Annotated in this window: 12 protein-coding genes; 3 read left to right on the forward strand and 9 right to left on the reverse strand. The window is 67.0% G+C overall.

The features are described from left to right. Window positions 1-817 precede the first annotated feature (817 nt). Entirely contained in the window at window positions 818-1,885 is a 1,068-nt protein-coding gene (locus tag R5W23_RS28620) for a sulfite oxidase (RefSeq protein WP_320689327.1), read from the forward strand. A gap of 73 nt (window positions 1,886-1,958) precedes the next feature. Beyond that, window positions 1,959-2,342, forward strand: a complete 384-nt coding sequence (locus R5W23_RS28625; protein ID WP_320689328.1) for a hypothetical protein — start codon at window positions 1,959-1,961, stop codon at window positions 2,340-2,342. 233 nt (window positions 2,343-2,575) lie between these two features. On the opposite strand, the gene R5W23_RS28630 is transcribed toward R5W23_RS28625, so the two are convergent. From R5W23_RS28630 to R5W23_RS28660, 7 genes are all read right to left on the reverse strand, one after another. Continuing rightward, on the reverse strand, window positions 2,576-2,755 hold the full coding sequence (locus R5W23_RS28630) for a hypothetical protein (RefSeq protein ID WP_320689329.1): 180 nt from the start codon (window positions 2,753-2,755) through the stop codon (window positions 2,576-2,578). Between the two features lie 377 nt (window positions 2,756-3,132). After that, the gene (locus R5W23_RS28635) at window positions 3,133-4,074 is read right to left on the reverse strand and encodes a proline racemase family protein (protein ID WP_320689330.1); all 942 of its coding nucleotides are present in this window, start codon (window positions 4,072-4,074) and stop codon (window positions 3,133-3,135) included. Between the two features lie 47 nt (window positions 4,075-4,121). Next, entirely contained in the window at window positions 4,122-4,616 is a 495-nt protein-coding gene (locus R5W23_RS28640) for a hypothetical protein (protein WP_320689331.1), read from the reverse strand. Window positions 4,617-4,718: 102 nt separating this feature from the next. Further along, window positions 4,719-5,651 (reverse strand): DUF1559 family PulG-like putative transporter, encoded by a 933-nt coding sequence (locus tag R5W23_RS28645; RefSeq protein WP_320689332.1) that lies wholly within the window; start codon window positions 5,649-5,651, stop codon window positions 4,719-4,721. 167 nt (window positions 5,652-5,818) lie between these two features. Then, the gene (locus R5W23_RS28650; protein ID WP_261188507.1) at window positions 5,819-5,986 is read right to left on the reverse strand and encodes a hypothetical protein; all 168 of its coding nucleotides are present in this window, start codon (window positions 5,984-5,986) and stop codon (window positions 5,819-5,821) included. A gap of 25 nt (window positions 5,987-6,011) precedes the next feature. Then, window positions 6,012-7,031 (reverse strand): DUF1559 domain-containing protein, encoded by a 1,020-nt coding sequence (locus R5W23_RS28655; RefSeq protein ID WP_320689334.1) that lies wholly within the window; start codon window positions 7,029-7,031, stop codon window positions 6,012-6,014. Between the two features lie 170 nt (window positions 7,032-7,201). Further along, window positions 7,202-8,098, reverse strand: a complete 897-nt coding sequence (locus R5W23_RS28660) for a dihydrodipicolinate synthase family protein (protein ID WP_320689336.1) — start codon at window positions 8,096-8,098, stop codon at window positions 7,202-7,204. 125 nt (window positions 8,099-8,223) lie between these two features. Here R5W23_RS28660 and R5W23_RS28665 point away from each other — a divergent pair, with 125 nt between their 5' ends. Beyond that, entirely contained in the window at window positions 8,224-8,982 is a 759-nt protein-coding gene (locus R5W23_RS28665) for an AraC family transcriptional regulator (RefSeq protein WP_261188504.1), read from the forward strand. A gap of 13 nt (window positions 8,983-8,995) precedes the next feature. Here the strand turns inward: R5W23_RS28665 and R5W23_RS28670 are convergent, their stop codons facing one another. Then, window positions 8,996-10,828 (reverse strand): phosphoenolpyruvate carboxykinase (GTP), encoded by a 1,833-nt coding sequence (locus tag R5W23_RS28670; protein WP_320689338.1) that lies wholly within the window; start codon window positions 10,826-10,828, stop codon window positions 8,996-8,998. 381 nt (window positions 10,829-11,209) lie between these two features. Continuing rightward, entirely contained in the window at window positions 11,210-13,435 is a 2,226-nt protein-coding gene (recQ, locus tag R5W23_RS28675; RefSeq protein WP_320689339.1) for a DNA helicase RecQ, read from the reverse strand. Window positions 13,436-13,479 lie beyond the last annotated feature (44 nt).

The raw sequence follows: 13,479 nt of genomic DNA on the forward strand, positions 1-13,479 counted from the left end.
CGACGGGGTGTCGGACTTACCACCTGGGGTTGGAAGTGTCGGGTGCGTGCCCGGGGTTGTGGATCGCGATCCCGGCCCAGACGTAGGTGGAGATCGGCGGGTGGTCGGTCGGGCAGATGGCCGAGTGGTTGAAGAGCTTGGCTCGGGGTGTGAACCTGAAGCGGTATCGGAAGGCCACCCGTGGACCCAAGAAACCGAAGCCACCTCACACCCGATTCCCCGAGGCCAAGCACATCTCCACCGCACGACTGATCAACGGTGAACAGACATGATGTGCGGAGAGGGATGGGTGCTTCCACCGGTACGCGCGGCCCCACGCGTTGACCGAGGTATGAGCTTGGGATCGCACAGCCGCGGAATTGGTGGCTCACCGGTCGGCATCCCCGTGAAACGATCCGAGCCGGCGCCCGAGCCACGCGGACACGCCGGGCGTGGCAACACGAGCTACTGGCCCAGGAAATTCAGGCCGTTGTGGGCGAGCACCACGACCACGCGAAAATCCGCGACCTCGCCTACCGCTGCTTGGACTTGGCCGCATGAGCAGGGCCGATTCGCGGAAAGTACATTATATTCGAATGCTGGTGGTGAAACAACGCGCTAACCATGTCAGCGTAATGGCCTTCTTCGCGTTTTCTTGAGTGGGTTTCGGGGCACAATCGACGGTTTCTTTCGCGCTTCTACTGAACTGGGGCACGGCTGCGGGAGGCTGGGACGTTCCGCGAAGGTGGGTGAGGTGCAATTTGTTCTTTCGGGCGGGCAAGAAGTACATTGTCGTTGTACACGTGGGATGCGAAACTCACCCGGTGGCGGATCGATCATGAACGAAGCGGTGTCGCGAGCCGGGCTGATCATTCGCGAGAAGGAGCCGGCGAATCGAGAGTTCCCGTTCCCCTCGCTCAGCCCCGCCACGCCGACCAACGCGTTCTTCGTCCGCACGCACTTTCCCATCCCGGCGATCCGTGCGAAGGATTGGACGTTGACCGTTGACGGTGAGGTCGAGCGGGAGCTTCGCCTGACGTACGACGAACTGCTCGGGTTGCCTGCGACGACCTCCCCGGTCCTGCTGGAGTGCGCCGGTAACGGCCGGGCACAGCTCGTTCCGAAAGCCAAGGGCCTTTTGTGGGACACCGGGGCCGTCGGTACGGCGGAATGGACCGGGGTGCCCCTCTCGGCCGTGCTGGATAGGGCCGGGGTGAAGGAGGGCGGCGTGGATGTCATCCTCCAAGGTGCCGACAAAGGGGAAGTCGACGACCCGAGGTCGCCGGGAGTGATTCACTTCGAGCGGAGCTTGCCGCTGGCCAAGGCGATGCGGCCCGAGGTGCTCCTGGCTTACAAGATGAACGGCAAGGACCTGACCCCGGACCACGGGTTCCCGGTGCGGGCCATCGTCGGCGGGTGGTACGGGATGGCCTCGGTGAAGTGGCTGACGCACGTAACGGTAACGGCCACCCCGTTCGAGGAGTTCTGGCAGTCGCTGGAATACGCCTACTGGAAGCGGGAACGCGAGCGGCCCACGCTCGCGCGTGTCACCGAGGTGCAGGTCAAGGCCCAGATCGCCCGCCCGGGGCTGTCCGAAGCGGTGCCGGCCGGGAAGCCGTACCGGGTATTCGGGGCGGCGTGGGGTGGCGGGTCGGACGTGGCCGCGGTTGAGTTCAGTACGGACGCCGGGAAGAAGTGGGCGGAGGCTAGGCTGCTGGGGGAGGCCGTGCCGTTCGCGTGGCGGCTGTGGGAGCTCCCGTGGGACGTTCCTGAAGCTACCGGACGGTACCAAGTGATGGCCCGGGCCACCGACACCGAAGGGCGCACGCAGCCCGAAAAGCACGACGCGGACCGGCGGACCTACATGATCAACTTCGTTTTCACGGTCGAGGTCGAGGTGGTGTGATCGGCATCGGAGGGCCGGGCACTACAATCGGCCGTGGCGGTCCACGCGGGACGGCCACTTCTCGGAGGCGACCATGAAGGCGATCATCTCTGCGGTGCTGGTTCTCGGGTTGGGCAGCTTCGCGCGGGCGGAGGACAAAGCGAACCCGGTCGGGACGTGGAATTGCGAGTACTCCATCGGGGATCAGAAGCGGACGGCCGAGTTGGTGGTCACGAAGGACGGAGACACGCTCGTCGGGGTGATGAACTGGCCGGACCAGAAGGACGTGAAGGTTAAGGACCTGCGGTTCAAGGACGGGGAACTCTCGTTCTCGGCGGTCCGGAAGTTCATGGATAACGAGATTGCCATCGACTACAAACTGAAGGTCGAGGGAGACAAGCTCAAGGGGAAAGCGGCAACGGAATTCGGTGGCGAGAAGCGCGAGTTCGATATCGAAGGGAAGCGGGAGAAGAAGTAAGGGCGATCCGTCCTGTGCAACAACCTTGACCGTAGCCGGATAGTGCCTGCGGAAGGGATGGGCCGTAGTCTGAACGGCAAGTCGACGTCTCAACAACGGTGTTGCGCGCCCGTTAGTCAGCATGACGACAACGGAACGAGCCGTCGGCGAGCGCCTGCACCGCATCGCGGAGCACCGTACCGTATTGGTGTCGTGGTATTGGTGTCGTGGGTTGGGCGCTGTTCCAAAGTGGCTCAAGCGGCCGTTCGGTGGTGGTGCTCCAGGTACCCGCCGAGCCGCCCCGGGCACTTCACCTCACCGGTCGGGAACGTCAGGATCCGCGGCGTGGGTTCCTCGGCAGCGGGCAGCGTGCCGCTGCCGCGTGATGCGCAACCGATGCCCACGGTTTCGGCCTGATGGCCCGCACCAGCCACGCCGCTGGTGCTTCAAATACCGATTCTCGGGGCGAGTGGGTGTGAGTTCATGATCGCGCGTGTTAACCCACGGATTGTCAGCTTTTCTGAAACGACAACGCAACCCGCGGGTTAACGGCCGCGAGACTGCGAGAGGTTCGAGGAGTGGTCGCCTCGGGCACCGAACCGGATTCGAACGAGCGATCGCTCAACCACGGACGCCTGCGGCCACTTCTCACAAAACACTATGATTTCCAGCGATTCAGTGAGGTGCCGGGGCAAAAAGTCGCGCGCGCGCAGAGGGGCGTGAGTTCGAGGAGTGTTGTGCTCAGGGAGGTGCGAGCAGTCGGTCCGAACGCCCCGGACGACGACCGTTCGCTCCCATCGTGCCTAATCAATTACGCCCGTACGCCCATGCGAAACGGATCGACCGGGTCGAAAAGCAGATCCGACTCGGCCGTCAAGTACGCGGTGCCCGTGATGTGCGGGCTGATGCTACTTCCGGCCGGTTCGTACCGGCCCTCGAACACGGCGCCCAAGATGCTCTCCTGGCGCCACACGGCCCCGGGTTTCAGTTTGCCGTCCGCCGCGAGGCACGCGAGCTTGGCGCTCGTGCCGGTGCCGCACGGCGAGCGGTCGTAGGCCCCGCCGGGACACAGCACGAAGTTGCGGGCGTGGTTGTTCGGGTCGGCGGGCGGGCCGAGCAGCTCGATGTGGTCGATCGGGGCGCCGCCGGCGCCGGTCACCCCGGCGCGTTCGAGGGCGGCGCGGACACGCAGCGCATAGTCGGTGAGAGGCTTGACCGAACCGATGTCCAGTCCGACCCCGTCCGGAACCGCCGTCAGGAAGAACCAGTTGCCGCCCCAGGCCACGTCGCCGGTCACCGGCCCCACCCCCTCAACCGGGACGACGACCCCGGCCGCGTGCCGGTAGCTGGGGACGTTGAGCACCCCGACGGTAGGGCCGCCCCGGTGCTCGACAACGACGGGGCCGACGGGCGTGTCGACGCGGTACCGCCCGGGCGCCGTCCGCCCCAGGTGGGCAAGTGTCACGGCCAGACCGATCGTGGCGTGCCCGCACATCCCGAGCGGGCCGACGTTGTTGAAGTAAATGACGCCGGCGGCGCAGTCGGGCTCGTGCGGCTCGACCAGCAGCGCGCCAACCAGCACGTCCGAGCCGCGGGGCTCGTTCACCACCGCGGACCGGAACCGATCGAACTCGCGCCGGAACAGTTCGCACCGGGCGGCCAGGGGGCCAAAGCCGAGGTCGGGGCCGCCGGACACAACCACACGCGTGGGCTCGCCGCCGGTGTGGGAATCGATCACACGAACGCGCTGCATCTGGGTTCCTGGTCGCGGGGAAGAGGTCGCCGGCGGTGCGGGTGCGGTTACGGCTGCTTGGGGCCGCCGGCTTTATCAATGATACCCTTCAGCGAGCCCTGCTTGTGACCTTCTGCCGGCGGGTCCATTTTCGGCTTCGGGCCGGTGCCGGGCGATTGCAGACGGGCGAAATCGGCCTCGGAGATGGTCGACACCTCGCCGCGGACGTTCACCGCCGCGCGGCGGCCTCCGGCACCGGTGCGCTCGCAGGCCACCACGTCGCCCGGCGCGACCGCCCGGAAGTTGACGACCATCGGTTGGTCGTCGTTGGGCGAGCGGAGCACCTCGTCGGGCGGGCCGAACCGTTCGAGGTACGGCCGCAGTTCGGCGTCGGTCTTCGGGGGCCGGCCCAGGCCGGCCGTCGCCTCGCTGAAGCCCTTGGACACCGCCACCAGTTTGTCGTTGACCGACGCGTTGCGGGGGTCCACCGGGCGGGGCTCGGAGCCGCAACCGGCGGCCGCGACGAGGGCACAACACGCCAACCACAGGATCACGGGACGCATGACCGACCTCGGTGAGTGTACGCGGACCGCCGCCCCGGCGGGTCCGGGGCGACACACAGGGTACACCGTCGCCCCGGCGGGTCCGGGGCGGCGGGACGCCGCTTACAACTGGTTCAGGTCGAGAACGTTCCCGTCGTCGCGCATCCCGAGGTTGAGGAAGACGGCGCTGTCGACGTTGAACCGGATGGAGCGGACGGAGCCATCGCACAGCACCGCGTTGATGCCGCTGGAGTGGGCCGAGCCGAACCGGGCCGCAGACCACCACGCCCACCCGGACGACCCGTCCCCCTTGGGCATCCGGTCGCTCCACGGGCTGAGGGTGGCGGGCCGCACGATGGCCCACCCGAACCCGGTCGCCTGCGACTCCAGCCCGCAGCAGTAGTCCGGGTCCGAGGGGGCCGTTTGGTACGCGGTCGAGAGGACCCACTTTTCGCCGATCAGCAGGGTGTTCGAGGTGCCGTCGGTCATTTGGCCGAGCCGCACCCCGCCGCGCGAGTAGTCCACCATCGCGCCGTGGGCCTGGGAGTCGTCGCCGTACGAGCCGACGTAGTCGGTGACGTAGTACGAGTCCAGCCCGCGGACGAACTTCCGCGCCCCGCCCCGGGACGGGCACCCGTACATCTTGATGGCGGTCTGGGACATGGTGGTCGGGTTGCCGGTCTGCCACAACGACTGCTGCTCGAGGTACGGCAGCACCTGGTACTGCCACCCAGCCCACTGGTTAGTGGGGTCCTCCTTGTACGGGCTGCCCTCCGGGGCGAACTCCGCGCCGCTGCCGTTCGGCTTCGGGGCGATCGCGCCGTTGACCGTCCGCCAGTACCCAAGCCCGCCGTTCGGCAGCGCCCCGACGGTCTCGTGGTGGTTGTGACACCCGAGCCCGATCTGTTTGAGGTTATTCGTACACTGGAGGCGCGCGGCGGCCTCGCGCACCTTCTGGACGGCGGGCAGCAATAGCCCGATCAGGATGGCAATAATGGCGATCACGACCAGCAGTTCGATCAGCGTGAACCCCGACTTGCGAATGCGTCCGGCCATACCAAAATTCCTCCGACGAAAGAAATGGAGTAGGTCAACCCTGGAGACGCTGGGTCAGAGACGTGAAACCAATCTCGGCCGTTCTTTCGGTTCTCGGAACTGGCACGACCGGGCGGCACACGGTGCGCCACCCGGTCGAAAGGCGGGCGGTACACCGCCCGCTCATACTACTTGGCCCCCGCCGCCGGCTTCGGGGGCGGGCCACCGGGGCCGGCCGGTTTCGGCGGCGGGTTGTTCAGGTCGGCCGGCTTCGTGAGCGGCTCCCGCTCGCAACCGGTCAGGATCGCGAGCACGGTTGCGAGACAGACCAGCCGGCTGACGGCGTTGCGGATCATGTGGCTCTCCTTGAGTGACCGAGGGTTACTGCCCGCCCATCGCGTCGAAGTTGACCGGCACGCCGTCCGAAGTGCCGCCGGCGTACACCGCGTTCTTCCAGGCGTCGGTGTACCAGCCGGCGTACCAGTCCTTGCCCATCTTGCGGATCGAGCGGACCGACCCGTCGCCGTAAACGAACTGGGCGACCCCGGTGTGCCGACTGCCGAACGACGTCCAGCCCGACCCACCCGGGTCAGTGATGCCGTACAGGAAGGTAAAGGTGCCCGCGCCCATCCAGCTCAGCCGCTCGTTCCCGGCGGTCCCGACCGTCTCGCCGAACAGAATGGTTTGAGACGTGCCGTCCGCAATGGTGGACAGCTTCTGCTTGGTGTTGAGCCCGAACGGTCCGGCCATCGAGCGCCAAGTGACGGTGGTGGACCCGTAAGCCGGACCGTTCCCGTCGGACTGACCGTTCCCGCCGGCCGAGGCCATATAGTTGGTCACACCCGGATTGCCCCCGGCGGCGGTGAACGTCGGCAGCCCGGTCCAGTTGAAATTGATCCCATAGCCCGGACCGGGGAGGCAGATGGCACTGGTGGCCGCGATCCAATACGGCATGTTAGCCGACGCGTTGTCCGACGGGCACTCGAACATCGTCACCCGGTTGATCGACACCTTCAGGGCCGTTGCGTCGCCGGTCCACAGGCTCGCGATTGTCGGCGCGCCGCCACCGGCGTCCGCCGGCAGCGCGGAGGGGACGATTAGAAGAGCCGCGGGAATCTGGCGGTACAAGTTGTCCTGCTCAATGAACGGCAGCAAGTAGGTCAGCGTACCGATCCCGCTCGCCGTGTTCGTGCCCGGCGGCAGGTTGCCGTAGGTGCTGTCGTAGTTATGGGCGGCCAGGCCCATTTGCTTGAGGTTGTTCTGACACTTCATGCGGGCCGCCGCCTCCCGCACCTTTTGCACTGCCGGCAGCAGAAGCCCGATGAGGATGGCAATAATGGCGATCACGACTAACAATTCGATCAGCGTAAACCCGGGAGCATTGCGAGTTCTCGGACGCATGAGCAGTTACCGGACTTAGGAATAAATCATGCCGACACCGGAGAGATTCGTTCGAGAGAGGGGGCGAACGCGAGGCGTTTGGGCTGCCGGCGGGTGAGCGCCGCCGAAAAACAACGTTCACCGCGTGAACGGCCGCTCCCAGGGCCACGGTCCCGGGAGCGGCTGGCAACTCACGAGCACGGGCGACTGCTCAGCCCGGCCCGGATGGTGCCGAGCACGCGCTCGCGCTCGACGCCGGTCAGCGGGCGCCGGGGCTCGCGAACCCATTCGGCGCCGAGGCCCGCTTCCTGAACCATGAGCTTGATGTACTGCACGAACTTGGGGTGCGTGTCGAGCTTCATGAGGGGCGCGGCCCACCGGTACATCTGGCGGGCCTCGTCCCACCGACCCGCCCGGGTCAGCTCCCACAGCCGCTGGTTCTCGGCCGGGAAGGCAATGCCAGAGCCCGCGACCCACCCGTCGATGCCGAGGACCGAGGACTCGAGGATCAGGTCGTCCACGCCCGCGAACACCGCCAGCCGGTCGCCCAGGGCGAGCCGGATCTCGGTCACCCGGCGTGGGTCGCCGGAACTTTCTTTGATCGCCCGCAAGTTCGGAATGTCCGCGTACCCGAGGAGCCGCTCGGGCGTGACATCCACCGTGTAGGCGAGCGGGTTGTTGTACAGCATCCACGGCAGGTCGGTCGCGGCCGCCACGACCCGGAAGTAGCCGGCCGCCTCCTCCGCGTCGGGCTTGTACACCATTGGAGGCATCACCATGAACCCGGCCGCGCCGAACCGCGCACAATCGCGGGCGTACCGGACGGCCGCCGCGGTCGAGGTCTCGGCCACACCGGCGATCACCGGCACGCGCCCGGCGGCCACCCGCACCGCGTTCTCCACCACGCTCCGCTTTTCGTCCGCGTCGAGGGCCTGGTTCTCCCCGAGCGACCCGCACACCACCAGACCGCTCACGCCCGACGCGAGAACAGCTTCCAAATGGACGGCGGTGGCCCGCAGGTCCAGCGACTGATCCTGGCGGAACTGGGTGGTCACGGCCGGGAATACGCCGGCCCAGCGAACGCTCATGAAATTTCCGTGAACGAGATTTTAGGGACGGTTAATGGGGTGAAGTATAATCGGTGAACCGGCGACGGTCTTGACCGGGTATCGACCCAGAACTGGATTCCGCGCACAACCCCTGGAGTTTTTCGGTGACCAGTTCCAGTCCCGTGGCCGCCCTGTTCGCGCGGCTGGCGGAGCCGTTCACCGCCGAGGACGTGTTCGACTGCTTGGCGGACGTGGTGTACTTCGTCAAGAACGAGCGGGCCGAGTACGTGGTGGTGAACCGCACGCTGGCCGAGCGGTGCGGCACGCACGACAAGCGGACGCTGATCGGCAAGACGGCCGCCCAGATGTTTCCGCCACCGTTCGGACGTTCGTTTTGGGAACAGGACACGCACCTGCTCGCAACGGGCGAGCCGGTTCTTAACCAGCTCGAGTTGCACCTGTACCCGACGGGCGTGACCGGGTGGTGCCTGACCGACAAGTTCCCGCTCCGGGCGGCGGGCGACGCCGTCATCGGGCTCGTGGGCGTGTCCCACGACCTGCACCCGCCAGACGAGAGCGCCGAGGACTACAGCAGCGTGGCTGCGGCAGTGCGGCACGCGCGGACCCATTTGGACCAGCGGCTGGTCACCGAGGAGCTGGCTGCGATCGCCGGCCTCTCGGCGTACCAGCTCGACCAGCGGGTGCGCCGGCTGTTCCGGCTGTCCACGGGCCAACTCCTGCTCAAGCTGCGGATGGACACCGCCGCCGAGCAGTTGCGCGACACCGACCGCCCGGTGGTGGAGGTCGGTCTGGCGTGCGGTTACGCCGACCAGAGCGCGTTCACGCGGCAGTTCCGGCGGACGACCGGGCTCACTCCGGGCGAGTACCGCCGGGCGCTGCGTCCGGCGCGCGGGGGGGGGTGAATGCCGAGCGGTCTCATTCGCTCTGGAGCCGGCAGATCAGCAACTCCCGCTCGTACACCATTTCCGGGGGCAGCCGGCTGTGCAGGTCGATGAACAGCTCCTCGTGCCCGAGCACCTCGGCCCGCCACGCGGTGCGGTCGCACGCCTGGAGCCGGTCGAACTGCTCGCGCGGGAAGTCGAGCCCGGTCCACTCGATGTCCTCGAACCGCGGGCTCCAGCCGATCGGGGTCTCGCGTCCGATGGCGCGGCCGCGGACCCGGTCCACGATCCACTTCAGCACCCGCATGTTGTCCCCGAATCCGGGCCACAGGAACCGGCCGTCCGCCCCTTTGCGGAACCAGTTGACGTGGAACACGCGGGGCGTCTCCGAGAGGTCCCGCTGCATCCGGATCCAGTGCCGGAAGTAGTCCCCCATGTGGTACCCGCAGAACGGCAGCATCGCCATCGGGTCGCGGCGCACCCGCCCCACCGCGCCGCCCGCCGCCGCCGTGGTCTCGGAACCGGTGGTGGCGCCCATGTACACACCGGCCGTCCAGTTGAACGCTTGGTACACGAGCGGGACCGTAGCCGCGCGGCGCCCGCCGAACACGATCGCGCTGATGGGCACCCCTTCCGGGGCCTCCCATGCCGGGTCGATGGTCGGGCACTGGGCCGCCGGGGCGGTAAACCGGGCGTTGGGGTGCGCGGCCTTCGCTCCCGTCTCCTTCGCCAACTCCGGGGTCCACCGGTTCCCGCGCCAGTCCAGGCACTCAGCGGGCGGCTCGTCGGTCATCCCTTCCCACCACACCCCGCCCTCGGGCGTGAGCGCGACGTTGGTGAAAATGGTGTTCCGCGATAGCGCGGCCATCGCGTTCGGGTTGGTCTTGGCGGACGTGCCCGGGGCCACCCCGAAAAAGCCGGCTTCGGGGTTGATCGCCCGCAGCCGTCCCTCGGCGTCCGGCTTCAGCCAGGCGATGTCGTCGCCAACGGTCCACACCTTCCACCCCTCGAACCCGGCCGGCGGGATGAGCATGGCGAAGTTGGTCTTCCCGCAGGCCGACGGGAACGCGGCGGTGACGTACGTCTTCTCGCCCTTGGGGTTCTCGACCCCGAGGATGAGCATGTGCTCGGCCATCCACCCTTCGTCCCGGGCGATGTTCGAGGCGATCCGCAGCGCGAAGCACTTCTTGCCGAGCAGGGCGTTGCCGCCGTACCCGGACCCGAAGGACCAGATCTGCCGCGTCTCGGGGAAGTGGACGACGTACTTTTCCGGGTTGCACGGCCACGGCACGTCCGCCTGGCCCGGGGCCAGCGGGGCGCCGAGCGTGTGCATGCACGGTACCACCCGCTTGTCGCCTTTGTCGATCTCCGCGAGCACCGGGAGCCCGATCCGGGCCATGATCCGGGTGTTCACCACCACGTAGGGCGAGTCGGTGAGTTGCACCCCGATCTGCGACAGCGGCGACCCGACCGGCCCCATGCTGAACGGCAGCACGTACATAGTCCGCCCGCGCATCGCGCCGTCGAACAACTGCTTGAGCCGGCGCTTCATTACGAACGGGTCTTCCCAGTTGTTGGTCGGACCGGCCGCCTCTTTGGAGAGCGAGCAGATGAACGTGCGGTCCTCAACCCGTGCCACATCACCCGGGTCGGACCGCGCGTAGTAACAACCGGGCCACAGCTCCTCGTTCAGCTTGATAAAGGTTCCGCCCCGGACCATCTGCCCGCACAGCGCGTCGTACTCCTCCTGCGAGCCGTCCACCCAGTGAACGGCAGCCGGCTTGGTAAGCCGGGCCATCTTCTCCACCCACCGCAACAGGTGCGCGTTTGTGCTTAGCGCCACAGACGGGTCGCGTCCACCGGCCATGTGTTCGGTATCCTTGGTGTGGCCGCGGGGCCGAGCACCGGTCGTTCGTTATGTCACCCGCGCCGTTGTGCCGCTTCACACCGCCCGCGCGGGCGCGTCCGCAGTCGGTTATCTCGGAGGTGCCCCTTGCGGCGTCAAGGGATGTGCGCCGGAAACGACGGACGCGCATGTTATGCGGCTCACCTAGCCCCAACGCAGTTGCCCCTGGCGTTCGAAATGGTCTGCGCGAGCAAAGCACCGCCGAACCCCGAGAAATGGCGCCTCGAAATCGGGTTCGGGTCAACGGCGTTTGTTGCGAGCACCTTCCAGGTGCTCGCCCTCCCCCCGCTTCGGACCCTGGGGTCCAACTGGAGCTCTGACAGGGCACCGGTCGCGATCAACTCACGCGGCTCGTGTATCGAGGTACGCGAACACGATGCGGATGGCGTCGTAGTTCACTTCGCCGTTGAGTTCCTCGTACACCGGTTTCAACCGCGCGACACCGTGGATTTCGACAGCCGCGGCCACCCGCTCGCACACGTCTTCCGATACCCATGCGAATATCGATGGGGGCTTCTGTGTTCGCACGAACTCGGCAAGGTATTCGGTCACGGTCGAGGCCGACAGTTCGGACTCCTTGGCGACGTAATCGACGGATGCGCCGTTGCGGAACAATTTGAACGCGAGTTCCTTTTTCGCGGACGGCTTTGGGGCCGTTGTCGATGCGAGTGCCGCGCGCGGACCCGGGGTAACCTTGGGTGGTGGCACGTTCTCCTCGAGACCGGTGCGCAGACAATGCGCCACAATCGCTTTGAGGAATGCGCGCCCGAACTGCTGGGCGCGGTACTCCCCGACACCCGAGATGCGCTTCAGTGCCTCCTCGTTGGTCGGGCGGCCGCGGGCCATCTCCGCGAGCACCGCGTCGGTAAACACCTGATACGGTTGCACGCCCGCGCGGGATGCCTCCTGGCGCCGTAACTGTCGCAACATCTCGAACAGCGCCGCGTCGGCGCCGGGCGGCAGTGCGAATGGCTGCGCCTTTCCCCCGTCAGCACTCCGCTTCGCACGGCGGGCGAGCTGGATGAGCCGGATCGTGGACCGCCCGCTCATCACATCCCAGGATGTCGCATTCAGCTTGAGAACGGGGTACTCGTCTCCGGACTGGACCAGCGCGCCTTGCCCGATGAGTTGGTAGATCCAGTCCCGCAGGTCGTTTTTGGGGACGTTCTTCAACAGGCCGTAGGTCGTGAGCTGGTGGTGGCTGCGGCTACGGATCGCGGCCGTGTCCGCTCCGCGCAGCACCTCGATCACGTGCGCGGTGCCGAAACTCTCCTTCAGGCGGGCGACGCACGAGAGGATCTTCTTCGCCACGGTCATCGCGTCGGGCACTTCTTGTGTGTCCCCCAGGCAGATGTCACACGCGCCGCAGTTGGGGATGTCGTAGGTCTGGCCGAAGTGCTGGACGAGCGCCTTGTGCCGGCACACCGCGCCGCGACAGTAGCGGGCCATCTCTTCGAGGTGCTTGACGCTGGTCGCGACGTACTCCGCCGACGCCCCGCCCTCTTCGCCCGATTTCTCGATCATCCACTTGAGCGAAAGGAAATCCTGGCCGGAGTAGAAGAGGACGCACTCGGACTCCAACCCGTCGCGGCCGGCGCGGCCGGTCTCCTGCTGGTAGTGCTCGATCGTCTTGGGCATCGCGGCGTGGATCACGAACCGCACGTTGGAGCGGTCGATGCCCATCCCGAACGCGACCGTCGCAACGACGATGTCGGCCTCTTCTGCTGCGAACGCGTCCTGGGTGGCGCGGCGGGCGGCGTTCTCCATCCCGGCGTGGTATGACACCGCCCGGTAGCCGGCGGCCTTTAGCGCCGCGCACATCTCGTCCACATCCTTCTTTCGCAGGCAGTACACGATGCCCGCGTCGCCCGGGTGGCGGTCGATGACCTCCCGCACCTGGGCGTGCATCTCGACCCTGGGGAGCACGCGGAACGTCAGGTTCGGACGGTCGAAGCTGCCGACGTGGATCTCGGGCTGGCGCAGGTTCAGTTGCTGGATGATGTCGCGCCGCACCTGCTCCGTGGCGGTCGCGGTGTAGGCGTGGACCGATGCTTTCGGGAAAAACTCGCGCATCCGCGCGAGCTGGCGGTATTCGGGGCGGAAGTCGTGCCCCCAGTGGCTCACGCAGTGGGCCTCGTCCACTGCGATGGTGTGCGTGTTGGCCGATTGCAGGAGCCGAAAGATTTCGGTGTTAACCAGCCGCTCGGGCGAGGTGAACACGAGTCGGGTGGTGCCGTTGCGGATTCCCTCGAAGGTGGCAGCACGCTCGGCTGCGGTCAGCGTGCTGTCGAGCCGGGCCGCGGGCACACCGATGCGCGTGAGACCGTCCACTTGGTCCTTCATAAGGGCAATGAGTGGCGACACGACAACCGTGAGTCCGCCCTGCACAACGGCGGGAGCCTGAAAGCAGAGCGATTTCCCGCCCCCGGTGGGCAGGACGACGAGCGAGTCGCGGCGGTTGAGGACGGCCCGGATCGCGTGTTCCTGGAGCGGCCGGAGCGACGCGAACCCCCAGTGCCGCTGAACGGCGTCGAACAGCTCCGGGGGGAGCGGCTTGGAGCCCAACACGTTCGACCTCGGAAGGAATCGCGGGAGGGTATAGACATCCGTAC

It is taken from the genome of Gemmata algarum (genome assembly GCF_034097035.1).
GTDB lineage: Bacteria > Planctomycetota > Planctomycetia > Gemmatales > Gemmataceae > Gemmata > Gemmata algarum.

What these genes read in the sequence shown, in the direction of transcription:
- R5W23_RS28620 (WP_320689327.1), top strand. Translation starts at nt 818, where the DNA reads ATGAACGAAGCGGTGTCGCGAGCCGGGCTGATCATTCGCGAGAAGGAG.
- R5W23_RS28635 (WP_320689330.1), bottom strand. Translation starts at nt 4,074, where the DNA reads ATGCAGCGCGTTCGTGTGATCGATTCCCACACCGGCGGCGAGCCCACG.
- R5W23_RS28650 (WP_261188507.1), bottom strand. Translation starts at nt 5,986, where the DNA reads ATGATCCGCAACGCCGTCAGCCGGCTGGTCTGTCTCGCAACCGTGCTC.
- R5W23_RS28645 (WP_320689332.1), bottom strand. Translation starts at nt 5,651, where the DNA reads ATGGCCGGACGCATTCGCAAGTCGGGGTTCACGCTGATCGAACTGCTG.
- R5W23_RS28640 (WP_320689331.1), bottom strand. Translation starts at nt 4,616, where the DNA reads ATGCGTCCCGTGATCCTGTGGTTGGCGTGTTGTGCCCTCGTCGCGGCC.
- R5W23_RS28655 (WP_320689334.1), bottom strand. Translation starts at nt 7,031, where the DNA reads ATGCGTCCGAGAACTCGCAATGCTCCCGGGTTTACGCTGATCGAATTG.
- R5W23_RS28670 (WP_320689338.1), bottom strand. Translation starts at nt 10,828, where the DNA reads ATGGCCGGTGGACGCGACCCGTCTGTGGCGCTAAGCACAAACGCGCAC.
- R5W23_RS28625 (WP_320689328.1), top strand. Translation starts at nt 1,959, where the DNA reads ATGAAGGCGATCATCTCTGCGGTGCTGGTTCTCGGGTTGGGCAGCTTC.
- R5W23_RS28660 (WP_320689336.1), bottom strand. Translation starts at nt 8,098, where the DNA reads ATGAGCGTTCGCTGGGCCGGCGTATTCCCGGCCGTGACCACCCAGTTC.